Raw genomic sequence first — 25,098 nt, forward strand, 5'->3', positions numbered from 1 at the left:
GGCCTTAACCTCTCGTCGACTCTTGGTTACCGGCAGTGTTGCCGACAACGCTCTCGGCCAGAATGGCCAGAACCAGTTGCTGGAAATCCAGACCGGCGGCACGGGCCGCCATCGGCACCAGGCTGTGATCGGTCATGCCCGGTGCGGTGTTGACTTCCAGGAACCAGAACTGCCCGTCGGCGTCTTGCATCACGTCTGCCCTGCCCCAACCGGCGATCCCCAGCGCTTCACAGGCTTTCGCCGTGAGGTCCATGAGTTCCTTTTCCTTGGCGCTGTCCAGACCGCACGGAATGCGGTACTGGGTATCGTTGGCGATGTACTTGGCGTCGTAGTCGTAGAAGCTGTGCGTCGTGCCCAGGGCAATCGGTGGCAACACCTGGTCACGCAGGGTGGCGATGGTGAACTCCGGACCGTGAATCCATTGCTCGACCAACACTTGCGAATCGTAGGTACTGGCCGCTTTCCATGCGTCGATCAACGCAGGAGAGGAACTCACTTTGGCCATCCCGATACTTGAACCTTCATGGGCCGGTTTGACGATCAAAGGGAAGCCCAGTTCCGTCGCCGCCGAAATACAATCGGCCTCGCTGCAAAGGACCGCGTGACGTGGGGTCGGAATGCCCAGGCTGTGCCAGACCTGCTTGGTACGCAGTTTGTCCATGGCCAGGGCCGACGCCAGGATGCCACTGCCGGTGTACGGAATGCCCAGGCATTCGAGCAGGCCCTGCATGCTGCCGTCTTCACCGCCACGACCGTGGAGGATGATGAAGGCGCGGTCGATCTTTTCGCTCTGCAGACGCTGCAGCAGGTCATCGCCCACGTCGAGGCCGAACGCGTCCACACCGGCGCTTTGCAGTGCGTCGAGAACGGCGTTGCCGGACTTCAGGGACACTTCTCGCTCGGCGCTCTTGCCGCCGAACAGCACGGCGACGCGGCCGAAGTCTTTCGGCGCGATCGTGGAGACCAGGTTGGCGTAGGCAGCACTCATTTCAACTTCCCCTTCTCCGGTGCGGCAACGGCACCGGCGAACAACTCACTTTTCAACAGTTTTGGTGCGAGACCGCCGATATCGCCGGCGCCCTGGCACAGCAGGATGTCGCCGGCACGCAGCAGCGGCTTGACCACTGGCGCGAGGTCGACACCACGCTCGATGTAGATCGGGTCCAGCTGGCCACGCTGACGGATGCTGTTGCACAGCTTGCGGCTGTCGGCCCCCGGGATCGGCTCCTCACCGGCCGGATAGACTTCCATCAGCAGCAGGACGTTGGCGTCCGCCAGCACATTGACGAAATCGTCGTACAGGTCACGGGTGCGGCTGTAACGGTGCGGCTGGTAGACCATCACCAGGCGGCGCTCCGGCCAGCCACCGCGTACGGCCTTGATCACGGCCGCGACTTCCGTCGGGTGGTGACCGTAGTCATCGACCAGCATCACATTGCCGCCGTCCACCGGCAGTTCGCCGTAGACCTGGAAGCGCCGGCCGACACCCTGGAACCCGGACAGACCCTGGACGATGGCTTCATCGCTGACGCCTTCGTCAGTGGCGATGCAGATGGTCGCCAGTGCGTTCAATACGTTGTGGTTGCCCGGCATGTTGACCGAAACATCCAGCGGCTCGCGGTCAGGGCGCAGCACGGTGAAGAAGGTCTGCATGCCTTGCTGGCGCACGTTGATGGCGCGCACGTCGCAGTCTTCGCCGAAGCCATAGGTGACCGTCGGGCGTTTGACCTGCGGGAGGATTTCACGCACCACCGGATCGTCCAGGCACACCACCGCCAGACCGTAGAACGGCAGGTTATGGAGGAACTCGACGAAGGTTTTCTTCAGCTTGTTGAAGTCGCCGTCGTAGGTCGCCATGTGATCGGCGTCGATGTTGGTGACCACGGCCACCAGCGGCTGCAAGTGCAGGAAGCTGGCGTCGCTTTCGTCGGCTTCGGCGATCAGGTAGCGGCTGGTGCCGAGCTGGGCATTGGTGCCCGCGGCATTCAGGCGTCCACCGATCACGAATGTCGGGTCCAGGCCACCGGCGGCGAACACCGAAGCGATCAGGCTGGTGGTGGTGGTTTTGCCATGGGTACCGGCAACGGCAATGCCGTGGCGATAACGCATCAGCTCAGCCAGCATCTCAGCACGCGGCACCACCGGGATACGGCGTTCCAGCGCGGTAGCGACTTCCGGGTTGGAGGTGTTCACGGCGCTCGACACCACCAGCACGTCAGCGGCCGCGGCGTTCTCGGCGCGATGGCCGATGAAGATCTGCGCCCCGAAGGACTCCAGACGCTCGGTCACCGGCGAAGCCTTCAGGTCGGAACCGGACACGGCATAACCCAGGTTCAGCAGCACTTCGGCAATCCCGCACATGCCTACACCGCCGATGCCGACGAAGTGGATACGGCGGATGCGGCGCATTTCCGGTTGCGGCATGGCTTTCTGACTCTCAACCATGGGCCACCTCCAGGCAGCTATCGACCACGTTACGGGTGGCATCGGGTTTGGCCAGGCGGCGTGCCGCGGTAGCCATTTCGTTGAGTCGTTGTGGTTGCATCAGGACCTCTGTCAGGCGAGCGGCAAGATCCGCTGCGCCAGTCGTTCTTTGTGGCATCAGGAAGGCTGCGCCTTCACGGGCCAAATATTCGGCGTTGCGGGTCTGGTGATCGTCGATGGCGTGAGGCAAAGGCACCAGCATCGAGGGCAGACCGGCGGCGGCCAGTTCACTGATGGTCAGCGCGCCTGCGCGACATACCACCAGGTCGGCCCAGCCGTAGGCTTGGGCCATGTCTTTGATGAAGGGCTGCACTTGCGCCTCGACGCCAGCCGCGCGATAGCGCTCTGCAGTCACTTCATCGTGGTTTTTGCCGGCCTGATGGAACACTTCCGGACGCAAGTCGGCAGCGACTTGCGACAGGGCTTCAGGCAGCAACTTGTTCAACGGCTCTGCGCCCAGGCTTCCGCCCAGGATCAGCAAACGCGCCTTGCGACCGGCCAGGGCAGGTCGCGATGTCTCGAGGAACAGCTCAGTGCGCACCGGATTACCGGTGGTCCGGCGGCTGTCCGACAGGGTAAAGGTGTCGGGGAACGCTTCACAGACTCGGGCGGCAAACGGCACCAGCAACCGATTGGCGGTACCGGCCACGGCGTTCTGTTCGTGAACGATCACCGGCACGCCGGCCAGTTTGGCCGCGACACCGCCAGGACCGGTCACAAAGCCACCAAAGCCCACGACACAGACCGGTTGCAGACGACGAATGATCGCCCGCGCCTGCCAAACCGACTTGAGCAACATGAACGGTGCCTTGAGCAGGGACAATTTGCCCTTGCCCCGCAGACCGCTGGCGTTGATCCGATGCAACTCGATACCGGCCATCGGCACCAGATCGTTCTCGATCCCTCGGGGTGTGCCGAGCCAGTGCACGGTATAGCCGCGCGCCTGGAATTCGCGGGCACAGGCCAGCGCCGGGAACACGTGGCCACCGGTGCCGCCGGCCATGATCATGACGTTAGCGCCCATGGTTCGGCTCCTCGGCGAAGTCGCTTTCATGGAACTCCATCTCTTCACTGCCCAGGTGGGTACGACTTTCCCACTCGATGCGCAGCAACAAGCCGAGACAGGCACAGCAGATCACCAACGAACTGCCGCCATAACTGAGGAACGGCAGGGTCAGACCCTTGGTCGGCAGCAGACCGACGTTCACGCCGATGTTGATCAGGAATTGACCGATCCACAGGAACGACAGACCGTATGCCACGTAAGCTGCAAAAAACTGCTTGGCCTTTTCAGCCCACAGTCCGATGTACATGCCACGAATACACACGAAGACGAACAATGCCACGGTGCACAACGAACCCACCGCACCCAGCTCTTCGGCCAGGACCGAGAACACGAAGTCGGTGTGGGCTTCCGGCAGGTAGAACTGTTTTTGCACGCTGTTGCCCAGGCCGACGCCCAGCCATTCTCCGCGACCGAAGGCGATCAACGCCTGGGACAGCTGATAGCCGGCGCCGAACTGGTCGGCCCACGGGTCGGCAAAGTTGGTCAGGCGCGCCATTCGATAGGGCTGCATCTGAATCAACAGCACCACCGCGCCGACAGCCAGCACCACCATCAGGGAAAAACGGAACAGCCCGACGCCGCCCAGGAACAGCATCGCCGCAGCGGCCCCCATCATCACGACGGTGGCACCGAAGTCCGGCTCCATCAGCAGCAGACCCGCCATCGGCAGCAGCACGATGAACGGCTTGAAGAAGCCCATCCAGCTTTCACGCACTTCTTTCTGGCGGCGCACCAGATAACCGGCGAGGTAGATCACCACGAACACCTTGGCGATCTCGGAAGGCTGAACGTTGAAGAAACTGAAGCCGATCCAGCGCATCGAGCCGTTAACTTCACGGCCGATCCCCGGAATGATCACCATCACCAGCAAGCCGAACGCCCCCAGCAGCATCAGCCAGCCCAGGCGTTGCCAGGTGGCGATCGGGATCATCATGGTGACGATGCAGGCACCCAGGCCCAGCACCACGTAAATAAGGTGGCGAATCATGTAATACAGGGCGCTGCCCGACTGCACGGCCGCCACTTCGGTCGATGCCGAGGCGATCATGATCAGCCCCAGGCCGAGCAGCGTCAGGCAACCGGCGAGCATCGGGAAATCAAGGTCGATACCGCGCCCGGTGATGAGTGGCGATGGATACGGCTTGATGATGCCTTTGAGGCTCATGCCAGATCCTCCACGGCTTGGACGAACTGGTGACCACGGTCTTCGTAGTTCTTGAACATGTCGAAACTGGCGCAGGCTGGCGACAGCAGCACTACGTCGCCCGGTTGGGCTGCGGCACGGCATTGCTCGACGGCTTCGACCAGGGAGCCGGCGCGGATCAGCGGTACGGCATCGCCGATGGCCTCGCCGATCTTGTCGGAGTCGCGGCCCATCAGGACCACGGCGCGGCAGTTGGCCGCCACCGGATCGCGCAGGTCCTTGAACTCGGCACCCTTGCCGTCGCCACCGGCGATCAGCACGACCTTGCCGTCGATGTCTGCACCCAAACCTTCGATGGCCGCCAGTGCGGCGCCGACGTTGGTGGCTTTGGAATCGTTGTAGTAGCCCACGCCGTCGAGGTCGCGGACCCACTGGCAGCGGTGCTCGAGACCGGCGAAGGTGCGCAGGCTCGACAGCATGGCGTCGAACGGCAGGCCGACCGCATGGCCCAGGGCCAGGGCCGCCAGGGCGTTGGACTGGTTGTGGGCGCCGCGAATCTTCAATTCGCGCACCGGCATCAGGTTCTGGAATTCGAAGGCCAGGTATTTCTCGCTGCCTTCTTCACGGATACCAAAGGCCTTGAAATCAGGTTTGCTCAGGCCGAAGGTCCAGCAAGGCTGACCTTCGCCCATCAACGGACGACTCAGGGCATCCTGGCGATTGACCACGAACTGCCTGGCGCCCCGGAAGATCCGGTGCTTGGCCAGGTGATAGGCCGGCAGACCGCTGTAACGGTCCATGTGGTCTTCGCTGATATTGAGCACGGTCGCCACTTCGGCGTTGAGCTGATCGGTGGTTTCCAGCTGAAAGCTCGACAGCTCCATCACGTACAACTCGATGTCGTCACTGAGCAAGTCCAGCGCCGGGGTACCGAGGTTGCCACCGACGGCAACTCGCTTGCCGGCCGCAGCCGCCATCTCGCCGACCAGGGTGGTCACGGTACTTTTCGCGTTGGAGCCGCTGATGGCCACGATCGGCGCCTTCGCGTTACGCGCGAACAGCTCGATGTCGCCGGACAACTTCACGCCACGGGCGGCGGCAGCCTGCAGGGCCGGGGTCGCCAGCGCCAGACCGGGGCTCACGTAGAGCTCGTCGGCACGGCACAGGAATTCGACGTCCAGCTCGCCACAACGCACTTCCACGTGGGGATAGTCACGCTTGAGCGTGGCCAGTTCCGGTGGATTTTCCCGCGTATCGGCCACGGCAAACGCCACGCCCTGGTTCGCCAGGAAGCGAACCAGGGACATGCCGCTCTTGCCGAGGCCGACAACGATGCGGAAGTGGTCAGAAGCGATCAGAGACACGTGTTTCTACCTCAGCTTCAGGGTGGCAAGGCCGATCAGCACGAGAATCACGGTGATGATCCAGAAACGGACGATCACGCGCGGCTCGGGCCAGCCCTTGAGTTCAAAGTGGTGGTGAATGGGCGCCATGCGGAAAACACGGCGACCGGTCAGTTTAAAAGAGGCAACCTGAATGACGACTGACAGGGTTTCCATCACGAACACGCCGCCCATGATGAACAGGACGATTTCCTGACGGACGATCACCGCGATGGTGCCCAGGGCCGCGCCCAGCGCCAGTGCGCCGACGTCACCCATGAAGACCTGTGCCGGATAGGTGTTGAACCAGAGGAAGCCCAGGCCTGCTCCGATCAGTGCGCCACAGAACACGATCAACTCACCGGCGCCCGGTACATAAGGAATCAGCAGGTATTCGGCGAATTTCACGTTACCCGACAGGTAGCAGAAAATGCCTAGGCCACCACCAACCATCACGGTCGGCATGATCGCCAGGCCGTCGAGGCCGTCGGTCAGGTTGACCGCGTTGCTCGAACCGACGATCACGAAATAGGTCAGGACGATGAAACCGGCGCCCAGCGCAATGCTGTAGTCCTTGAGCATCGGCAGGATCAGGGTGGTTTCCACCGGCGTGGCGGCAGTCATATAAAGGAAGATCGCCGCGCCCAGACCGAACACCGATTGCCAGAAATATTTCCAGCGGCTCGGCAAGCCACGGGAGTTTTTCTCGATGACCTTGCGGTAGTCGTCGACCCAGCCGATGGCGCCGAACAGCAGGGTCACCAGCAGTACGACCCAGACGTAGCGATTGCTCAGGTCAGCCCACAGCAGGGTGCTGACACCGATGGACGACAGAATCAGCGCGCCGCCCATGGTCGGCGTACCCGACTTGGACAGGTGCGACTGCGGGCCGTCGTTGCGCACGGATTGACCGATCTGCCGGTTCTGCAAGGTGCGGATCATCCATGGGCCATAGCACAGCGACAAGACCAGCGCGGTCAGTACACCGAGAATCCCGCGCAGGGTCAGGTACTGGAAGACCGCGAAGCCTTTGTAGAACTGTTGCAGATACTCCGCTAGCAGCAGCAGCATTAATGTTTCTCCAGACTGGACCCGCACAAGGCGGCGACGACGTTTTCCATCGCAGCGCTGCGCGATCCCTTGATCAAAATGGTGGTGTTTGTGTCTTGCTCGGCCCCCAGGGCCTTGATCAGTTCAGCCTGCGTGCTGAAGTGAAGAGCCTGTGGACCGAATGCGTTCACGGCGTGAGCCATCATTGGCCCGACGGCGTACAGCGCAGAAACCTTGCCACGGGCGTACTCGCCCACGTCGCGGTGCCCCTGCTCCGCCCATTCGCCCAACTCGCCGATATCCCCGAGCACCAGGACGGTGCGACCGGAAAAGCCGGCCAGTATATCAACGGCAGCGCACATGGAGGTGGGGTTGGCGTTATAAGTGTCATCGATCACGCGCATACCGTTGGTGGCCAGCTGCGCAACGGTGCGACCCTTGACCGGCTGCACCGCGCCAAGGCCGGTGGCGATACCGAACAGCGACACGCCCAGGGCATGGGCGGCAGCGGCGGCGGCCATGGCATTGGCGACGTTATGGGTGCCGAGCAGGTTCAGTTGCACGCGCTCCACACCTTCAGGGCAGTGCAGGTTGAACGCCGGGCAGCCGCGGGCATCGGTGGCCAGGTCACTGGCATGGAAATCGGCGCTCGAATTGCTCAACGCAAACGTCAGCACTTTGCGGTCACCGGCGCGGGCCTTCCAGATACCGAATGCCTTGTCGTCGAGATTGAGAACGGCGACGCCATCGGCATCCAGCCCTTCGATGATCTCGCCCTTGGCTTCGACGATTTTTTCCGGACCGCCGAACTCGCCGACGTGGGCGGTCCCGGCATTGTTGAGAATGGCCACGTGCGGCCTGGTAAGGCCGACGGTGTAGGCAATTTCACCCAGGCGCGAAGCACCCAGTTCGATCACGGCAGCGGAGTGTTCCGGCGCCAGTTCGAGCAAGGTCAAAGGCACGCCGAGATCGTTGTTCAGGTTGCCACGGGTGGCGAGTACTGCGCCGCGCGTACGCAGGATGCTCGCAAGCATCTCCTTGACCGTGGTCTTGCCGCTGGAGCCGGTGACGGCCGCGACCGGATGGGTGTAGGCGGCGCGATTCAGTGCGCCCAACTGGCCCAGGGCCTGGCGGGTGTCGCTGACCAGCAACTGCGGCAGCGTGCTGCCGGCGACTTCACGCTCGACCAGCGCAGCCACGGCGCCCTTGGCGGCGACTTCATTGAGATAATCATGACCATCGAAGCGCGGACCGGCCAACGCGATAAACAGTTGACCCGGCTTGATTGCACGACTGTCGATGCTGACACCGTCAAAGCTGGCATCGGCGGACAGCAGGCGAGCATTCAGCGCACCGGTCAGTTCACTCAGTTTCAATGCCTTAAGCATGGGCCACCTCCCACGCAGTCAAGGCATGATCGGCCTCGACCAGATCGGAAAAGGCATGGCGTTCGCCGTTGATTTCCTGATAGTCCTCATGACCTTTACCGGCCAGGACAATCACGTCATCCACCGAGGCACTGGCGATCAACCGGGCAATCGCCTGACCACGGCCGGCAATGAATTCCACTTTATCCACAGCCGTGAAACCGGCACGGATGTCATCGAAAATCACTGCTGGGTCCTCAGTACGCGGGTTGTCGTCGGTGACCAGCACGCCATCGGCCAGGCGCTCGACCACTTCGGCCATCAATGGTCGCTTGCCGCGATCGCGGTCGCCGCCACAGCCGAACAGGCACAGCAACCGGCCCTTGGCGTGTGGACGCAGGGCCAGCAGTACTTTTTCCAGGGCATCCGGGGTGTGGGCGTAATCGACCACCACCAGCGGCTGCGAGCCTCCGCCCAGACGCTGCATGCGACCGGCAGGGCCTTCCAGCTTCGGCAGCACCTCGAGAATTTCGTCCAGGGCGTAATCCAGACCGAGCAACGCGCCGACCGCCGCCAGGACATTGCTCAGGTTGAAGCGACCGAGCAAGGTGCTGCGCAAGTGGTGCTCGCCCTGTGGCGTGACCAGCGTGGCGCGCACGCCTTCGTCGTCGAATTGCGCCTGGCGGCAATACAGATAAGCACTGGAGTCTTCCAGGCTGTAGGTGATCAATCGCGATTCAAGCTTGTCGGCAGCCAGTTGCCGGCCAAACTCGTCGTCGAGGTTGACCACACGACATTTCAAGTCATTCCAGGCAAACAGCTTGCCCTTGGCTTCGCCGTAAGCCCGCATGGTGCCGTGGTAATCCAGATGATCGCGGGACAGGTTGGTCATCACTGCCACATCGAACGCCAGTGCAGTCACGCGACCCTGGTCCAGACCATGGGAAGACACTTCCATCGCCACGGCTTTGGCCCCGGCCTTTTTCAGGTCTGCCAGGGTCGCTTGCACGGCAATCGGATTCGGCGTGGTATGCAGGCCGCTTTCCAGCGCGCCGTAGAAACCGGAACCGAGCGTGCCGACCAGGCCGCAGTGCTGGCCGAGCAGGTCCAGTGCCTGGGCAACCAATTGAGTCACGCTGGTCTTGCCGTTGGTGCCGGTCACGCCCACCAGGTTCAGGTGATGGCTTGGCTCGCCATAAAAACGCCCGGCGATGTCCGACAGCTGAGCCGCCAGACCTTTGACCGGAATCAGCGGCACTTCAGTGATCGGCAGGACCGTGGCGCCTTCTACTTCATAGGCCACCGCGGCAGCTCCGCGCTGCAAAGCGTCGGCAATATGCGCGCGTCCATCGAACTTCCCGCCCGGCACGGCGAGGAACAGATCGCCCGCGCGCACTTTGCGGCTGTCCAGGGCGAGCTCGCGAATCAGCAGATCGTGACCGGCGTGAGGGAAAATCTTGTTCAGGCTCAGAGACATCAGCCGCGCCCTCCATTGGCTTTCAGCGGAACGACCGGTGTTGCGTTCGCTTGTTGAGTAGGTGGCAGGTTGTCCGGTGTAATGTTCATCAGACGCAGGGTGCCCGACATCACACGGCTGAACACCGGCGCGGAAACCAGGCCGCCGAAGTAACCGGCCTTGGTCGGCTCGTCGATTACCACCACTATGGCGTAACGCGGATCGCTCATCGGACCGAAACCGGCGAACAACGAACGGTAGGAGTTCTCGGCATAACCCTTGGTGCCGACCGAGGTTTTACGCGCAGTTCCCGACTTGCCACCCACGTGATACGCCGGCACCTGCGCACGGAATACACCGCGCGGGGCTTCGATCACTTGTTGCAGCATGCCTTGCATGGTTTTCGCGACGGCTTCCGGCAGCACCTGGGTGGTCTGCGGCGCCTTGTCGGTTTTGATCAGCGTCAGCGGTGCAAGGCGACCGTTGTTGGCCAGGGCCGAGAAGGCGTGGACCAACTGGATCGCCGTCACGGAAACACCGTAGCCGTAGGACAGCGTGGCGGTTTCAGCCTTGCGCCAATCGCGGTAGTTCGGCAGGTTGCCGACACGCTCACCCGGGAAGCCGAGGCCGGTATCCTGGCCAAGACCGACTTTCTGGGCGAGGCGGAAAATCGTCTCGCCGCCGATATCGAACGCGATCTTGCTCATGCCGACGTTACTGGAATTGATCAGGATGCCGGCCAGGTCGAGCACTGGACCTTCGCTCTTGGATACGTCCTTGATGGTGTACTTGCCAATCTGCAAGGAGCCCGGATACACCTCGACGGTATCGGTCGGTTTCCAGCGCCCGGTTTCGATGGCCGCGGCCATCGAGATCGCCTTCATGGTCGAACCCGGCTCGAACACGTCGATCATCGCGCGGTTACGCATCATCGCCGGCTGCAGGTTGCGACGGTTGTTCGGGTTGTAGGTCGGCTGGTTGACCATGGCGAGAATCTCGCCGGTCTTCACATCCATGATCACCAGGCTACCGGCCTTGGCACCGTTCTCGATGATCGCGTTGCGCAGTTCGCGGTTGGCCAGGTATTGCAGGCGCAGGTCAATGGACAACGCCAAGGGCTTACCGGCCTTGGCGTTTTTGGTGACCTGCACATCCTTGATCAGCCGGCCGCGCCGGTCCTTGATCACCTGACGCTTGCCGGGGACCCCGGCCAGCCATTCGTCGTAAGCCAGTTCGACGCCTTCACGACCATGATCGTCGATGTCGGTAAACCCGACCATATGGGCAGTGACTTCACCGGCAGGATAAAACCGCCGGAACTCTTCGATGCCATAGACACCCGGCACCTTCAGGTCGAGCACAGCCTGGCCCTGCTCCGGGGTCAACCCGCGCACCAGGTAAATGAATTCTTTGTTGGCCTGGGCTTCGAGACGTTCGGCCAGGGCTTTCGGGTCCTGCCCCAAGGCTGCCGCCAGTGCCGGCCACTTCTCTTTGGCCGTTTGCATTTCCTTGGCATTGGCCCAAAGGGTGGTGACCGGCGTACTCACGGCCAAAGGCTCGCCGTTTCGGTCGGTGATCAGACCACGGTGAGCCGGAATTGGAATATGACGAACACTGCGGGCATCGCCCTGACCTTTGAGGAAGGCACGGTCGACCACTTGCAAATCGATGATGCGCCAGGCAATCGCAGCCACCATGATGCCGAGCAAACCCAGCACCACGCGGAACCGCCAGGGAAAGAGTGCACCTTCGAGTTTCATCATGGCGCCACCATCTTCACGTCAGCGGCACCGGGGATGTGCATTTTCAATTGCTCGGTGGCCAGCACTTCGATACGGCTGTGAGCGGTCCAGGTGCTCTGCTCCAGAATCAACCGCCCCCACTCCGCCTGCGCCTTGTCGCGCACGCTCAATTCGTTGTACAGCGAATTCAATAGCTGACGGTTCCAGTGGGCACTGTAGGACACGCCGATGGCCGAAATGAGCACGCCGACAAACAGCAGCAGCATGAAGAAGCTTCCGCCGGGCAATGGCTTGGCGAAAAGCCTGCTCACCGCAGCTTCTCCGCCACACGCATGACAGCGCTACGGGAACGTGGGTTGGCTTTGAGTTCGGCGTCGGAGGCCGTCTGCGCTTTGCCATGGATTTTGATTTTCGGTTCGAAGGCGACATGCCGAACCGGCAGGTTGCGCGGCAGGTTGTCGGCTTCGCCTTTGACCAGCTTGCGCATGAACAGTTTGACGATACGGTCTTCCAGCGAATGGAAGCTGATCACCACCAGGCGACCGCCCACTTCCAGGCATTCCAGCGCGGCTTCGAGGCCGGTTTCCAGGTCACCCAGTTCGTTGTTGACGTGAATACGCAACCCCTGGAAGGCGCGGGTTGCAGGGTTCTTGCCCTTTTCCCACGCCGGGTTGGCGACCTTCAGGACTTCTGCCAGGTCACCGGTGCGTTCGAATGGCTTGATGTCGCGGCGCTCGGCCACGGCACGGGCCATGCGGCCGGAGAAACGCTCTTCGCCGTATTCCTTGAACACCCGGGCGATTTCTTCCACGGGCGCGGTGTTGACGAATTCGGCGGCGCTGATGCCACGGGACGGATCCATGCGCATGTCCAGCGGACCGTCGTTGAGGAAACTGAAGCCGCGCTCAGGGTCGTCGAGCTGTGGCGAAGACACGCCCAGATCCAGCAGAACGCCGCTGACCTTGCCGGCCAGACCGCGTTCGGCGACTTCCGAACCGAGCTCGGCAAAGCTGCGCTGCACAACGACAAAGCGGCCGTCTTCGGCCGCTAGCGTCTGCCCGGTGGCAATCGCTTGTGGATCTTTATCGAATCCGAGCAACCGACCATCGGGACCGAGCTGGCTGAGGATCAACCGGCTGTGTCCGCCGCGCCCGAACGTGCCGTCCAGATAGCAGCCATCAGGACGTACGGCGAGAGCCTCGACAGCTTCGTCAAGCAGTACGGTGATGTGGTTAAAGCCGCTATCAATAGTCACAGGATCAAATCACGCAGTTCATCAGGCATAGCGCCCGGTTGTTGAATGGCAGCCAGGTCAGCGGCAGAAACCGCGTTCCAGGCATCTTCGTCCCACAGTTGGAACTTGTTCAGTTGGCCTACCAACATCGCGCGCTTATCCAACTTGGCATATTCACGAAGACGCGGCGGAACCAGAAAACGACCACTGCCATCGAGCTCGAGGTCGACGGCATTACCAATCAGTAAACGTTGCAGGCGGCGGTTCTCTTCGCGAAGCGAAGGCAATGCGCGCAGTTTGGTTTCAATAATTTCCCACTCATCGAGCGGGTAAACACATAAACAAGGATCAACGGCATCAATTGTCACGATCAACTGACCGGAGCTGCGCGAATCGAGCTCGTCACGGTACCGGCTCGGCATTGCGAGACGGCCCTTTGCATCGAGACTGATAGCGTTGGCTCCGCGAAACACGTCAGCGTTTCTCCAAATTCTAGCGTTTTGAGTTCAAAAAACCCACTTCATGCCACTTTCCGCCACTTGTGCACACTATAGGAATGCGCCCACCACACCGTCAAGGCGCGGATTAAAGGAAAACCCTTACAGAACTGAGATTTAGGAGCATTAACGGAGGGGTAACGAGAATCTGGCAGATGAAACTGACCGATAACTTGAATCAGCACAGAAGGCTGCGTTCGAAAGTTAAAGTAATTTATTAAGAGTAAGATTTTTTTGGTATTACAAAAGAGGTTCTGCGGATGAATGTGTAAGGAGGGAAATTGCTATCACCCACCCCCTGCCCGATGATTCAAGCAGAGGAAAGAAAAAGGTGGAGAGTCGATCTGTAAGCCGGGTTCTGTCTTGAACAGTCATTCGTCTACGATGGCCATCACTGGACATCTTTAGCAACCTACCCGGTCCCAGCGCGGGCCACGCCTTGGGACCCTATTTGGTCTTGCTCCAAGTGGGGTTTACCTAGCCACGAACTGTTGCCAGACGTGCGGTGCGCTCTTACCGCACCTTTTCACCCTTACCGGCGCCGAAGCGCTTAGGCGGTTATTTTCTGTGGCACTTTCCGTAGGCTCGCGCCTCCCAGGCATTACCTGGCACTTCGCCCTATGGAGCCCGGACTTTCCTCCCCCCCCTAATTTTCATAGAGGGCAGCGACTGTCCGATCGACTCTCCGCCGCGAAGGTTACCGGCACAGCGCCCGAAGAACAAGCGCCAAGCGCCATTGAGCACGCCTGTGCGTCGGGTTTTACTCGCCCTTTTGCTGATCCAGCGCGATCTGGTACAGCACATTCTTTCGCTCGCCGGTGATTTGCGCCGCCAACGCCGCCGCACGCTTGAGCGGCATTTCTTCGAGCAACAGGTTGAGGATGCGCATCGCTTCGCTGCTGACGGCCCCCTCTTCCTCGGGCGCGGACCAGCCAGCCACCAGTACCACGCACTCGCCGCGCTGCTGGTTGCTGTCCGACTCGACGAACTCGCGCAACTCAGCCAGCGGCAGCCCCTTGAGGGTCTCAAACGTCTTGGTCAGCTCACGGGCAAGCAGCGCCGGACGCTCGGGGCCGAACACCAGCTCCATGTCTTGCAGGCATTCCAGAATTCGATGCGGAGCCTCATAGAAGATCAAAGTACGAGGTTCTTCCTTTACCTGCTCCAGACGCGCACGCCGCCCCACTGCCTTGGCCGGCAGAAAACCTTCGAAAATGAAACGATCGGAAGGCAGCCCCGCCGCCGACAGCGCTGCAATCAATGCGCAGGCACCCGGAACCGGTACTACATTAATGCCCGCTGCCCGGGCCTGCCGCACCAGGTGATAACCCGGATCGGAAATCAGCGGCGTCCCGGCATCGGAAATCAACGCCACGTTGTCACCGGCAAGCAGGCGCGTGATAAAGCGACTACCTTCATCCCGCTCGTTGTGCTCATGGCAGGCCGCCAATGGCGTCGAGATGCCGAAGTGCTGCATCAAGCGCTGGGAATGACGGGTGTCTTCCGCAGCGACCAGGGCCACTTCACGCAGAATCTTCAGCGCCCGCGCACTGATGTCATCCAGGTTGCCGATGGGCGTCGCCACCACATAAAGCGAGCCAGCAGCGGAATTCAAAGCACCTGGAGCAGTCAAAGCGCACACCTCATGATCGGTAAAAGTCGCCATTGTAGCGCGTAGCGAGACTCACGATACCCGCAAGCAAACGAGGTATCGGCGACTGTTTGTGCGCTGGAGCAACATTTACACCAGCTAAATTGATCGATTCACGCCAGTAACATCGCGCCCCGGCCAGTGCTTGGGTACAATTCCACGCTAATTTGATCGAGTATCAGGAACGCTTACATGATCGCTTGCCTGCGGCTGTTATCTGCCCTCTGCCTCGCTGCCTTGTTGACGGCTTGCGCCAGCTCGCCCTCCTCCAGCCTTGGCGAGCTTCCACGGACACCGGACGCCAGTATCGAGCAACTGCTCGAGAAGGCCTCCCAAAGCAAATCACCGGAAGATGCCGCCCTGCTGCGCTTGAGCGCTGCCGACCTGGCCTATCGCCAGGGCAATGCCGGCCAGTCCGCGCAAATCCTGCAACAGGTTCCTGTCGAACAACTCAAGCCGGGCCCGCAGGTTTTCGCCAACACCCTGGCGGCTGAACTGGCCATGACCCGCAATCAGCCCAAGGCTGCATTGGCCGCCTTGAGCCACCCAAGCCTGCAATACTTGAGCGAACTGCCCGACGAACAACAGGTCCGCACCGGCACCGTTCACGCCCGCGCACTTGAAGCCGATGGCCAGACCCTCGCCGCCGCTCGCCAGCGCATTTTCATCGCCCCGATGCTCGAAGGCGAAGCCGCGGGCAAAAACCACGAAGCCATCTGGACTCTGATCGCTTCGCTGCCGACCGATCAGTTGCAACCAAACACCACCGACGATCTCGGCGGCTGGATGGCCTTGGCGCTGGCCGTGAAATCCGCCGGCACCCTGGAGCAGCAACAGGCGGCCATCGACAACTGGCGCGCACAGAACCCGAAGCACCCGGCAGCCGTTCAATTGCCGCAGCCACTGACCCAACTCAAGGAGCTGGCCAGCCAGCCCCTGAGCAAGATCGCCCTGCTGCTGCCTCAGGACGGCCAGCTGGCCTCGGTTGGCAAAGCACTGCGCGACGGCTTCATGGCCGCTCACTACCAGGCCCAACAGGCCGGGCAGAAACCACCGGCCATCGAGTTCTATGACAGCTCGCGCCTGACTTCCATGGACGAGTTCTACCGCAAGGCCCAGGCCGATGGCGTGCAACTGGTCGTCGGCCCGCTGGAGAAGCCGCTGGTCAAACAGCTGAGCACTCGCCCGCAGCTGCCGATCACTACCCTGGCACTCAATTACAGCGAGGGCGATCAAGGCCCGGCGCAGCTGTTCCAGTTCGGCCTCGCCGCTGAAGACGAAGCCCGCGAAGTGTCGCGCCGCGCTCGCGCCGACGGCCTGCATCGCGCAGCCATCATGGTGCCGAAAGGTGAATGGGGCGACCGCGTGCTCAAGGCGTTCAGCCAGGATTGGCAAGCCAATGGCGGCACCATCGTCGCTACCGAGCGCGTCGACCAGCCGGTCCAGTTGGCCCAGCAGATTGCCGACATGTTCCAGTTGCGCCAGAGCGAAGGTCGCGCCAAGAGCCTGCAAAGCACCGTTGGCTCGCAAGTCGCTGCCCAGCCATCGCGCCGCCAGGACATCGAGTTCATTTTCCTCGCCGCAACACCGCAACAGGCCCAACAGATCAAACCGACCCTGAACTTCCAGTACGCAGGCGATGTTCCGGTCTACGCCACCTCCCACGTGTTCAGCGCCAGCGGTGACGTCAACCAGTACAACGACATGAATGGCATTCGCTTCTGCGAGACACCATGGTTGCTGGACGCCAATGACCCACTGCGCCGCCAGGTCACTGCTCAATGGCCACAAGCCGCCGGCAGTCTGGGGCGCCTGTATGCCATGGGCGTGGACGCCTATCGACTGGCGCCTCGCCTGGGCCAGCTCAAGTCCCTGCCGGACAGCCGCATCGACGGCGAGTCGGGCAGCCTTGGCATGTCTCAGAGCCAACGGGTCGTGCGCCAGTTGCCATGGGCCGAGTTCGCCAACGGCCAGGTTCAGCGCCTGCCGGACACCGCTCGCTGATGCCCGACAGGTCACGCCAGCAAAGCGGCAAGGATGCCGAGCGCCATGCGCTCGAGCATCTTCAACAACAGGGTCTGCGCCTGCTGGCGCAGAACTGGTTGTGTAAACGCGGCGAGCTTGATCTGGTCATGTTAGATGGCGATACAGTAGTATTCGTTGAAGTCCGCTACAGAAAAAACACTCAATGGGGTGGCGCGCTCGATAGCATCGATGAGCGCAAACGGCAAAAACTGATTTTCGCCGCGCAATATTTTCTTCAGCGCGAGCCGCGCTGGGCCAATTCCCCTTGCCGCTTCGACGTGATTGCCATCGACAGCAACCTCGATCAATTGAACTGGCTACAGAATGCCTTCGACGGCTGATCGCCGGCATTGCGAACCGGACACTATCACTCAACACTTTTGCTCTTTGCTTTGCGGGCTGCACATTCACGTGCCGAACAGCCGCGCTACTTAAGGTCACACAGATGGACATGCAATCGCGAATTCGCCAGCTTTTTCAGGCCAGTATCGACACCAAGCAACAGGCGATGGAAGTACTTGCACCGCACATCGAGCAAGCCAGCCAGGTCATGGTCAATGCCCTGCTCAACGAAGGCAAAATGCTTTCCTGCGGCAACGGTGGCTCTGCCGGCGACGCCCAGCATTTCTCGTCTGAACTGCTCAATCGCTTCGAGCGCGAGCGTCCGAGCCTGCCGGCCATCGCCCTGACGACCGACAGCTCGACGATCACCTCGATCGCCAACGACTACAGCTACAACGAAATCTTCTCCAAACAGATCCGTGCACTCGGCCAACCGGGCGATGTGTTGCTGGCTATCTCCACCAGCGGCAACTCGGCCAACATAATTCAAGCGATCCAGGCCGCACATGATCGCGAAATGATTGTCGTAGCATTGACGGGACGTGATGGCGGCGGCATGGCGTCGCTGCTATTGCCCGAGGACGTCGAGATTCGCGTACCGGCCAACGTCACCGCTCGTATTCAGGAAGTCCACCTGCTGGCGATCCACTGCCTTTGCGACTTGATCGACAGCCAATTGTTCGGGAGTGAAGAATGACCCCTAATCGCCTTGGCCTACTGGCCTTGACCCTGTGCCTCGGCATCAGTGGCTGCACCTCGGTGGTGACTGCCAGCCGTGAAGCACCGATTGAAGATGACCGCGGCACTCGCACACTGGGCAGCAAGATCGACGACTCCCTGATCGACACCAAGGTCGGCGTGAACATCGCCAAGGCCGACCCGGCCCTGGACAAGGATTCGCACATCGTCGTCACCAGCTTCAACGGTGTCGTGCTGCTCGCCGGGCAAACGCCACGCGCAGACCTCAAGGCCAAGGCCGAACAGGCCGCCGCCGCTGTCCAGCGCGTGAAACAGGTGCACAACGAACTGCAAATCCTGCCACCCTCCTCGTTGCTGGCACGCCAGAACGACACTTGGCTGACCACCAAGATCAAGGCCCAGATGCTCGCCGATGCGAACATCCCTGGTTCGCGCATCAAGGTTGTCACTGAAAACGGCATCGTCTACTTGCTGGGCCTGCTGACCAAGCAGGAAGCAGCGCAGGCGACCAACCTGGTACAGGGCGTTTCCGGCGTACAGAAGATTGTGAAGCTGTTCGAGTACATCGACTGAACCCCATCCTGTAGGAGCGAGCCTGCTCGCGAAAAACGTCCGGTGAATGCGCTCATTCAGACAACCCGCGTCATCGTTCACGCCCATCGCGAGCAGGCTCGCTCCTACATCGTTTGAAGGTGATGAAAAAAAAGGGTGATCCTTGCGGATCACCCTTTTTTATTTCACCACTTTCAGACTGGGGCGACCGCTTGGACGCGGTGGCTCACTGTCGGGTGGCGGAAGATCGTCATCCGGTTCGATCTCGTCGTCCTCGCCCATGGGCGACTCCAGATCGAACACCATGCCCTGGCCATTCTCCCGGGCGTAGATACCCAGGATCGAAGCAATGGGCACGTACAAGGTGTGCGGCACGCCACCAAAGCGCCCCTCGAAACTGACCGCCTCGTTATCCATGTGCAAGTGACGCACGGCTTGTGGCGATACGTTCAGGACGATCTGTCCGTCACTGGCAAACCCTTGAGGCACCTGCACCGACGGATACTCGGAATTGACCAGCATGTGCGGGGTGCAATCGTTGTCCACAATCCACTCATAGAGCGCGCGGACCAGATAAGGTCGACTGGAGTTCATAGCGGCTCCTTAAGCCTTAGCGCATGTCGCGTTCGACACCAGACAGACTCGCCTGGAAAGCCTCACGCGCAAACTGACGCTCCATATAATCAAGCAGCGGCTTGGCCGGCCGCGGCAGTTCTATACCCAGAATCGGCAATCGCCAGAGTATTGGCAATAGGCAGCAATCCACCAGACTTTGTTCCTCACTGAGGAAAAACGGTTTGTCGGCAAACAGCGGCGACACACCCGTCAGGCTTTCGCGCAACTCTTTTCGAGCCACGGCACGGGCCGCTTCCTTGGTCCGCGAATCCAGAATCAGGTCCACCAGACCACACCAGTCGCGCTGAATGCGGTGAATCAGCAGACGACTGTTGGCACGCGCCACGGGATAAACCGGCAGTAGCGGCGGGTGCGGGTAACGCTCATCCAGATATTCCATCACCACTGTCGACTCCCACAACGCCAGGTCGCGATCGACCAGCGTGGGCAGACTGCCGTAAGGGTTCACTTCAATCAGTTTAGGCGGCTGGCGACCAGCCTCCACGTAAATGATCTCGGCGCTGACACCCTTCTCTGCCAGTACGATGCGCACTCGGTGGGAATAGTGGTCGGCGGGGTCGGAGTAACAGGCCAACCGATTGGTCACGCCCATGGCGATCCTCCTCGCTTGTAGAAATTATCGAAAGCTCAAAAACGAGCGCGCCCAGAGGGCGCCTCCCGTAACGACTGGATCACCAGTTTCGCTACATATTCAGAGGCGCCCTTGGGCGCGCGCGATTAACAGCAATAGCTTGAAGCTTTATCAGTGCACGTCTTTCCAGTATTCGCGCTTGAGCAGGTAAGCGAATACGAAGAAGAACGCCAGGTACAACAATACGTATGTACCGATGCGCTGATGTTGCAGCTTAACCGGGTTAGCCGAGTAAGCCAGGAAGGTTACCAGATTCTTGACCTTCTCATCGAACTGCTCTGCAGTCAGGGCACCGCTTTTCGGCACGATGGTCAACTGATCGCACGCTTCGTGAGTCAATGGCGTGCCGGTCAACGGATCGAATTGCTTCTTGCCGTCTTCGACGATCTGAACCTGTTTGCAACCAACCACCTGGCGACCTTGCAGGCCGGCCAGGACGTTAGGCATGCCCACGTTCGGGAAGACCTTGTTGTTCACGCCCCATGGGCGCGCAGGATCTTCGTAGAACGACCTCAGGTAACCGTAGAGCCAATCGGTGCCGCGAACACGGGCAACCAGGGTCAGGTCCGGCGGCGCTGCGCCAAACCAGGCCTTGGCGTCCGCCGGCTGCATGCCGATGCTCATGTGGTCGCCGATCTTGGCGCCAGTGAACACCAGATTTTCCAGCATCAACTCATGGGGAATGCCCAGGTCGTCGGCGACACGCTCATAGCGTTGGAACTTGGCACTGTGGCAACCCATGCAGTAGTTGGCGAACGTACGCGCGCCGTCCTGCATGGCCGCTTTATCGGAAACGTCGATGTCGACTTTTTCCAGCTCGGGGCCACCGTGTTCGGCTGCGAAAGCAAACACTGGCAGTGCAGCAAGCATCAATACAGCAAATAGTTTTTTCATCAGCCAGTCACCCTTTCCGGAACCGGTTTGGTCTTCTCGAGCCTGGTGTAGAACGGCATCAGAATGAAGTAGGCGAAGTACAGGAAGGTACATACCTGCGACAGCAACGTACGCTCAGGGGTTGGGGCCAATACGCCCAGCACGCCCAGGATCACGAACGAGATGCAGAACACCCAGAGCCAGATCTTGCTCAGCCAGCCCTTGTAGCGCATCGACTTGACCGGGCTACGGTCCAGCCACGGCAGGACGAACAGCACAGCAATGGCCGCGCCCATGGCGATCACGCCCAGGAGCTTGTCCGGAATCGCACGCAAGATGGCGTAGAACGGGGTGAAGTACCAGACCGGAGCGATGTGCTCTGGGGTCTTGAAGGCGTTCGCCACTTCAAAGTTCGGCTTCTCGAGGAAGTAGCCGCCCATTTCCGGGAAGAAGAACACGATCGAGCAGAAGATGAACAGGAACACCACCACGCCGACGATATCTTTCACGGTGTAGTACGGGTGGAAGGCAATGCCGTCCAGCGGTATGCCGTTTTCGTCCTTGTGCTTCTTGATGTCCACGCCGTCCGGGTTGTTCGAACCGACTTCGTGCAACGCCAGGATGTGCAGCACCACCAGACCCAGAATAACGATCGGCAGAGCAACCACGTGCAGGGCGAAGAAGCGGTTCAGGGTAATACCGGAAATCAGGTAGTCACCACGAATCCACTGGGTCAGGTCGTTGCCGATGACCGGGATCGCACCGAACAGCGAGATGATCACCTGGGCACCCCAGTAGGACATCTGACCCCACGGCAGCAGGTAACCCATGAAGGCTTCAGCCATCAGCGCCAGATAGATCAGCATGCCGAAGACCCACACCAGCTCACGCGGCTTCTGGTACGAACCGTAGAGCAAGCCACGGAACATGTGCAGATAGACCACGATGAAGAACGCCGAGGCGCCGGTAGAGTGCAGCAGACGCAGGATCGAGCCGTACTCGACGTCACGCATGATGTATTCGACGGAAGCGAACGCCTCTTCCGCCGACGGGTTGTAGCTCATGGTCAGCCAGACACCGGTAACGATCTGGTTGACCAGAACGAGCAATGCCAGGGAACCAAAGAAGTAGAAGAAGTTGAAGTTCTTCGGAGCGTAATACTTGCTGAGATGGTCTTCCCACATCTTGGTGGCGGGAAAGCGTGCATCAACCCAATCCATGAACTTGCTCATCACGCTTTCTCCGTATCGACGCCAATGATAATAATTTCATCGGTCTCATAGGAATGCGGGGGAACTGGCAGGTTCAAAGGCGCAGGCTGCGACTTGTAGACGCGACCAGCCAGATCGTAGTGAGAACCGTGGCAAGGACAGAAATAGCCGCCTACCCAGTCTTTACCCAGATCCGCGGGTGCCACTTCGGGACGGAAGGTCGGCGAGCAACCCAGGTGCGTGCAGATACCGATCAGCAGCAGGACCTCGGGTTTGATCGAACGGGTTTCCGGATCAACATAAGTCGGTTGTGTCGAGTTCTTGGAGGTCGGGTCAGCGAGCTGGCCTTCGATCTTCTTCAGATTCCCCAGGATTTCCGGTGTACGGCGGACGATGAACACCGGCTGGCCGCGCCACTCAGCAATCATCTGCTGGCCTGGCTCGATCTTGCTGACATTCACTTTCACCGGTGCACCTGCGGCTTTCGCCTTGGCACTGGGAAACCATGACCCCACGAACGGGACCGCAGCCCCCACCGCTCCTGCAGCACCCACCACGGATGTGGCTGCTACCAAGAAGCGACGCCGGCCTGCATTCACGCCGTCATTGCTCATTCAGTCCTCTCCCATCAGCTTTGTGGCCTGTTAAATCAGGCGTCTACTAAGTAAAACTATGTACTTATAAAAATTTTGCCGAATGGTAATGAAAAGCCCCAATTCTGACAAGGTAATTACCGGAGCCCATCACCCCCAAGCCTTGTAGTATAGGGCGTCTGCGGATGTGGCAAGTTGTCACAGCGCAATTCTTTGATAAATCGCAGACATAAAAAAACGCCCAGCTCCGCGAGGAAACTGGGCGTTCTTTTTTGAACGTGAAAGCGAATTAACGCTTCGAGTACTGCGGACGCTTACGCGCTTTACGCAGACCGACTTTCTTACGTTCAACTTCACGAGCATCGCGGGTTACGAAGCCGGCTTTACGCAGGGCGCTGCGCAGAGTCTCGTCGTAGTCCATCAGAGCACGAGTGATGCCGTGGCGGATTGCGCCAGCCTGACCACTCACACCACCGCCGATCACGGTGACGTAGATGTCGAACTTCTCGACAGTCTCAGTCAGCTCCAGCGGCTGACGAACTACCATGCGGGCAGTTTCGCGGCCGAAGAAGTTATCCAGCGAACGGTTGTTGATGGAGATGTTACCAGTACCCGGACGCAGGAAAACGCGTGCGGTTGCGGTCTTGCGACGGCCAGTGCCGTAATTTTGAGTCGCCGACATAATGTACTATTCCGTTAAAACTTCAGTTCTTGGGGCTGCTGAGCAGTATGTGGGTGTGCAGCGCCCGCATAGACTTTCAGCTTACGGTACATGTCGCGACCCAGTGGGTTTTTAGGCAGCATGCCTTTAACCGCGGTCTCGATCACGCGCTCAGGGGCCTTGGCGATCAGCTTTTCAAAGTTGATCGACTTGATGCCGCCCGGGAAACCGGAGTGGGAGTAGTACATTTTGTCAGTGGTTTTAGCACCGGTAACACGGATCTGCTCAGCGTTGATTACGACGATGTAGTCGCCGGTGTCAACGTGAGGAGTGTACTCAGGCTTGTGCTTGCCACGCAGACGGCTCGCGATTTCGGTGGCCAGACGACCCAGGGTCTGACCAGCAGCGTCGACGACAAACCAGTCGCGCTTTACTGTTTCTGGTTTAGCAGTAAAAGTTTTCATTCTTTATAGCCTCAGGGGCCGCCCTGTAAATTAGACGGCGGATCTTACTGAATAGTGCGTACTTTGACAAGTCAAAGGCAGCCGGATACAGACGCTTTCGGGGGCTCGGGTCGGCGCGTCCGTTCAACGGCAAGATTCTTCGGCGGCGGCGCATCACTTCCACTGCAGAAAGAGGTGCGCAATTATGCAGATTGCGAAAAATAATTCAACCTGCTTTTATGATTGTTTTGCCCAAGGAGCACCCGATGGACTATCGCCAGCTAGGCCGGACCAATCTGAACGTGAGTGCCCTCTGCCTCGGAACCATGACCTGGGGCGAGCAAAACAGCGAGGCAGACGCTTTCGCCCAGATTGAGCGGGCCAAGCGTGCCGGGATCAATTTCATCGACACCGCCGAAATGTACCCGGTGCCGCCCAAGGCCGAAACCTACGCCACCACCGAACGCTACATCGGCAATTACTTTAAAAGCCGCGGCGATCGCGCCGACTGGATCCTGGCCAGCAAGATCGCCGGCCCCGGTAACACCATCGACTACATCCGCGATAGAAACCTGCGCCACAACCGCCAGCACATCACCGAGGCGGTGGATGCCAGCCTCCAGCGCCTGCAGACCGATTACATCGACCTGTATCAATTGCACTGGCCGGAGCGCAGCACCAACTTTTTCGGACAGCTGGGCTACAAGCACAAGATCGAAGCCAACCTGACCCCGCTCGAAGACACCCTCGAAGCACTGGACGAGCAGGTCCGCGCCGGCAAAATCCGCCACATCGGTCTGTCCAACGAAACGCCGTGGGGCACCATGCGCTTCCTGGCCCTGGCCGAAGCCCGAGGCTGGCCGCGCGCCGTGTCGATCCAGAACCCGTATAACCTGCTCAACCGCAGCTTCGAAGTCGGCCTGGCGGAAATCGCCATCCGCGAGCAATGCGGCCTGCTCGCCTATTCGCCGCTGGCGTTCGGTTTCCTGTCAGGCAAGTACGAAGGTGGCGCCCGCCCGCCAAAAGGTCGCCTGAGCCTCTACAGCCGTTTCAGCCGCTATTTCAACCCGCAGTCGGAAGCTGCCTGCAGCCGTTACGTGGCCCTGGCTCGCGAGCACGGCCTGGACCCGGCACAAATGGCCCTGGCGTTCGTGACGCAGCAGCCTTTCGTGACCAGCAACATCATTGGCGCGACGACGATGGAGCAACTGGAGAGCAACATCGCCAGTTTTGACTTGAAGCTGTCGGAGGAAGTACTGGAAGGGATCGAGGCGATTCACAAGGATCATCCGAATCCGGCGCCTTGATTGATTCATAGACCCAGTCGCGAGCAAGCTCGCTCCCACAGGTACAGCGCAA

Annotated in this window: 25 protein-coding genes and 1 other RNA gene; 5 read left to right on the forward strand and 21 right to left on the reverse strand. The window is 60.3% G+C overall.

Annotated features, from left to right (window positions below; all coding sequences use genetic code 11):
- Positions 1 to 4: 4 nt before the first annotated feature.
- The 14 genes from AC3ITA_RS23885 to rsmI all read right to left on the reverse strand — a co-directional run bounded on the left by AC3ITA_RS23885 (position 5) and on the right by rsmI (position 15,088).
- Positions 5 to 988: a D-alanine--D-alanine ligase gene (locus tag AC3ITA_RS23885; RefSeq protein ID WP_414929383.1), complete on the reverse strand. Its 984-nt coding sequence runs from the start codon at positions 986 to 988 to the stop codon at positions 5 to 7.
- Positions 985 to 2,445 (reverse strand): UDP-N-acetylmuramate--L-alanine ligase, encoded by a 1,461-nt coding sequence (gene murC, locus AC3ITA_RS23890; RefSeq protein WP_007989894.1) that lies wholly within the window; start codon positions 2,443 to 2,445, stop codon positions 985 to 987. The genes AC3ITA_RS23885 and murC overlap by 4 nt, the downstream gene beginning before the upstream one ends.
- Positions 2,438 to 3,508: an undecaprenyldiphospho-muramoylpentapeptide beta-N-acetylglucosaminyltransferase gene (gene murG / locus AC3ITA_RS23895; protein ID WP_008045918.1), complete on the reverse strand. Its 1,071-nt coding sequence runs from the start codon at positions 3,506 to 3,508 to the stop codon at positions 2,438 to 2,440. Before murG ends, murC begins: the two co-directional genes overlap by 8 nt.
- Positions 3,498 to 4,715 carry a putative lipid II flippase FtsW gene (ftsW, locus tag AC3ITA_RS23900; RefSeq protein WP_056726220.1) on the reverse strand — a complete coding sequence of 406 codons (1,218 nt, stop codon included), beginning with the start codon at positions 4,713 to 4,715 and terminating at the stop codon, positions 3,498 to 3,500. The genes murG and ftsW overlap by 11 nt, the downstream gene beginning before the upstream one ends.
- Positions 4,712 to 6,058 carry a UDP-N-acetylmuramoyl-L-alanine--D-glutamate ligase gene (murD, locus tag AC3ITA_RS23905; protein ID WP_414929382.1) on the reverse strand — a complete coding sequence of 449 codons (1,347 nt, stop codon included), beginning with the start codon at positions 6,056 to 6,058 and terminating at the stop codon, positions 4,712 to 4,714. The genes ftsW and murD overlap by 4 nt, the downstream gene beginning before the upstream one ends.
- Positions 6,059 to 6,064: 6 nt before the next feature.
- The gene (mraY, locus tag AC3ITA_RS23910) at positions 6,065 to 7,147 is read right to left on the reverse strand and encodes a phospho-N-acetylmuramoyl-pentapeptide-transferase (RefSeq protein ID WP_095943488.1); all 1,083 of its coding nucleotides are present in this window, start codon (positions 7,145 to 7,147) and stop codon (positions 6,065 to 6,067) included.
- On the reverse strand, positions 7,147 to 8,514 hold the full coding sequence (locus AC3ITA_RS23915; RefSeq protein ID WP_095943487.1) for a UDP-N-acetylmuramoyl-tripeptide--D-alanyl-D-alanine ligase: 1,368 nt from the start codon (positions 8,512 to 8,514) through the stop codon (positions 7,147 to 7,149). Before AC3ITA_RS23915 ends, mraY begins: the two co-directional genes overlap by 1 nt.
- The gene (locus tag AC3ITA_RS23920) at positions 8,507 to 9,970 is read right to left on the reverse strand and encodes a UDP-N-acetylmuramoyl-L-alanyl-D-glutamate--2,6-diaminopimelate ligase (protein WP_150672419.1); all 1,464 of its coding nucleotides are present in this window, start codon (positions 9,968 to 9,970) and stop codon (positions 8,507 to 8,509) included. The genes AC3ITA_RS23915 and AC3ITA_RS23920 overlap by 8 nt, the downstream gene beginning before the upstream one ends.
- On the reverse strand, positions 9,970 to 11,709 hold the full coding sequence (locus AC3ITA_RS23925) for a peptidoglycan D,D-transpeptidase FtsI family protein (protein WP_191628374.1): 1,740 nt from the start codon (positions 11,707 to 11,709) through the stop codon (positions 9,970 to 9,972). The genes AC3ITA_RS23920 and AC3ITA_RS23925 overlap by 1 nt, the downstream gene beginning before the upstream one ends.
- Positions 11,709 to 12,002 (reverse strand): cell division protein FtsL, encoded by a 294-nt coding sequence (ftsL, locus tag AC3ITA_RS23930; RefSeq protein ID WP_032829321.1) that lies wholly within the window; start codon positions 12,000 to 12,002, stop codon positions 11,709 to 11,711. The genes AC3ITA_RS23925 and ftsL overlap by 1 nt, the downstream gene beginning before the upstream one ends.
- Positions 11,999 to 12,946 (reverse strand): 16S rRNA (cytosine(1402)-N(4))-methyltransferase RsmH, encoded by a 948-nt coding sequence (gene rsmH / locus AC3ITA_RS23935; RefSeq protein WP_008045933.1) that lies wholly within the window; start codon positions 12,944 to 12,946, stop codon positions 11,999 to 12,001. Before rsmH ends, ftsL begins: the two co-directional genes overlap by 4 nt.
- Positions 12,943 to 13,398 carry a division/cell wall cluster transcriptional repressor MraZ gene (mraZ, locus tag AC3ITA_RS23940; RefSeq protein ID WP_007917012.1) on the reverse strand — a complete coding sequence of 152 codons (456 nt, stop codon included), beginning with the start codon at positions 13,396 to 13,398 and terminating at the stop codon, positions 12,943 to 12,945. The genes rsmH and mraZ overlap by 4 nt, the downstream gene beginning before the upstream one ends.
- A 355-nt stretch (positions 13,399 to 13,753) precedes the next feature.
- An RNA gene (gene rnpB / locus AC3ITA_RS23945) (RNase P RNA component class A) lies at positions 13,754 to 14,107 on the reverse strand.
- A 75-nt stretch (positions 14,108 to 14,182) separates the two neighbouring features.
- Positions 14,183 to 15,088: a 16S rRNA (cytidine(1402)-2'-O)-methyltransferase gene (rsmI, locus tag AC3ITA_RS23950; RefSeq protein WP_162130349.1), complete on the reverse strand. Its 906-nt coding sequence runs from the start codon at positions 15,086 to 15,088 to the stop codon at positions 14,183 to 14,185.
- Between the two features lie 177 nt (positions 15,089 to 15,265).
- Between rsmI and AC3ITA_RS23955 the strand changes: the two genes are divergently transcribed.
- The 4 genes from AC3ITA_RS23955 to AC3ITA_RS23970 all read left to right on the forward strand — a co-directional run bounded on the left by AC3ITA_RS23955 (position 15,266) and on the right by AC3ITA_RS23970 (position 18,712).
- Positions 15,266 to 17,077 carry a penicillin-binding protein activator gene (locus AC3ITA_RS23955; RefSeq protein WP_489278524.1) on the forward strand — a complete coding sequence of 604 codons (1,812 nt, stop codon included), beginning with the start codon at positions 15,266 to 15,268 and terminating at the stop codon, positions 17,075 to 17,077.
- Entirely contained in the window at positions 17,077 to 17,439 is a 363-nt protein-coding gene (locus tag AC3ITA_RS23960; RefSeq protein WP_008045939.1) for a YraN family protein, read from the forward strand. The genes AC3ITA_RS23955 and AC3ITA_RS23960 overlap by 1 nt, the downstream gene beginning before the upstream one ends.
- Positions 17,440 to 17,543: 104 nt before the next feature.
- A complete protein-coding gene (locus AC3ITA_RS23965) occupies positions 17,544 to 18,137 on the forward strand; it encodes a phosphoheptose isomerase (RefSeq protein ID WP_007972584.1) in 594 nt (197 codons plus the stop codon).
- Entirely contained in the window at positions 18,134 to 18,712 is a 579-nt protein-coding gene (locus AC3ITA_RS23970) for a BON domain-containing protein (protein ID WP_095943483.1), read from the forward strand. The genes AC3ITA_RS23965 and AC3ITA_RS23970 overlap by 4 nt, the downstream gene beginning before the upstream one ends.
- A 159-nt stretch (positions 18,713 to 18,871) precedes the next feature.
- Here AC3ITA_RS23970 and AC3ITA_RS23975 read toward each other — a convergent pair whose 3' ends face one another.
- The 7 genes from AC3ITA_RS23975 to rplM all read right to left on the reverse strand — a co-directional run bounded on the left by AC3ITA_RS23975 (position 18,872) and on the right by rplM (position 23,760).
- The gene (locus tag AC3ITA_RS23975; protein WP_007998247.1) at positions 18,872 to 19,285 is read right to left on the reverse strand and encodes a ClpXP protease specificity-enhancing factor; all 414 of its coding nucleotides are present in this window, start codon (positions 19,283 to 19,285) and stop codon (positions 18,872 to 18,874) included.
- A gap of 16 nt (positions 19,286 to 19,301) precedes the next feature.
- Entirely contained in the window at positions 19,302 to 19,919 is a 618-nt protein-coding gene (locus AC3ITA_RS23980) for a glutathione S-transferase N-terminal domain-containing protein (protein WP_007972581.1), read from the reverse strand.
- A 150-nt stretch (positions 19,920 to 20,069) separates the two neighbouring features.
- Positions 20,070 to 20,852, reverse strand: a complete 783-nt coding sequence (locus tag AC3ITA_RS23985) for a cytochrome c1 (protein WP_489278527.1) — start codon at positions 20,850 to 20,852, stop codon at positions 20,070 to 20,072.
- A complete protein-coding gene (locus AC3ITA_RS23990; protein ID WP_008045954.1) occupies positions 20,852 to 22,063 on the reverse strand; it encodes a cytochrome b in 1,212 nt (403 codons plus the stop codon). The genes AC3ITA_RS23985 and AC3ITA_RS23990 overlap by 1 nt, the downstream gene beginning before the upstream one ends.
- Positions 22,063 to 22,656, reverse strand: a complete 594-nt coding sequence (gene petA, locus AC3ITA_RS23995; protein WP_095943480.1) for a ubiquinol-cytochrome c reductase iron-sulfur subunit — start codon at positions 22,654 to 22,656, stop codon at positions 22,063 to 22,065. The genes AC3ITA_RS23990 and petA overlap by 1 nt, the downstream gene beginning before the upstream one ends.
- A gap of 268 nt (positions 22,657 to 22,924) precedes the next feature.
- Positions 22,925 to 23,317, reverse strand: coding sequence for a 30S ribosomal protein S9 (rpsI, locus tag AC3ITA_RS24000; RefSeq protein ID WP_003228056.1), 393 nt, complete (start codon positions 23,315 to 23,317; stop codon positions 22,925 to 22,927).
- Between the two features lie 14 nt (positions 23,318 to 23,331).
- Entirely contained in the window at positions 23,332 to 23,760 is a 429-nt protein-coding gene (rplM, locus tag AC3ITA_RS24005; protein WP_007917032.1) for a 50S ribosomal protein L13, read from the reverse strand.
- Between the two features lie 245 nt (positions 23,761 to 24,005).
- Here rplM and AC3ITA_RS24010 point away from each other — a divergent pair, with 245 nt between their 5' ends.
- Positions 24,006 to 25,046, forward strand: coding sequence for an NADP(H)-dependent aldo-keto reductase (locus tag AC3ITA_RS24010; protein ID WP_095943479.1), 1,041 nt, complete (start codon positions 24,006 to 24,008; stop codon positions 25,044 to 25,046).
- Positions 25,047 to 25,098: the final 52 nt, after the last annotated feature.

The organism is Pseudomonas sp. GL_090 (genome assembly GCF_057837765.1).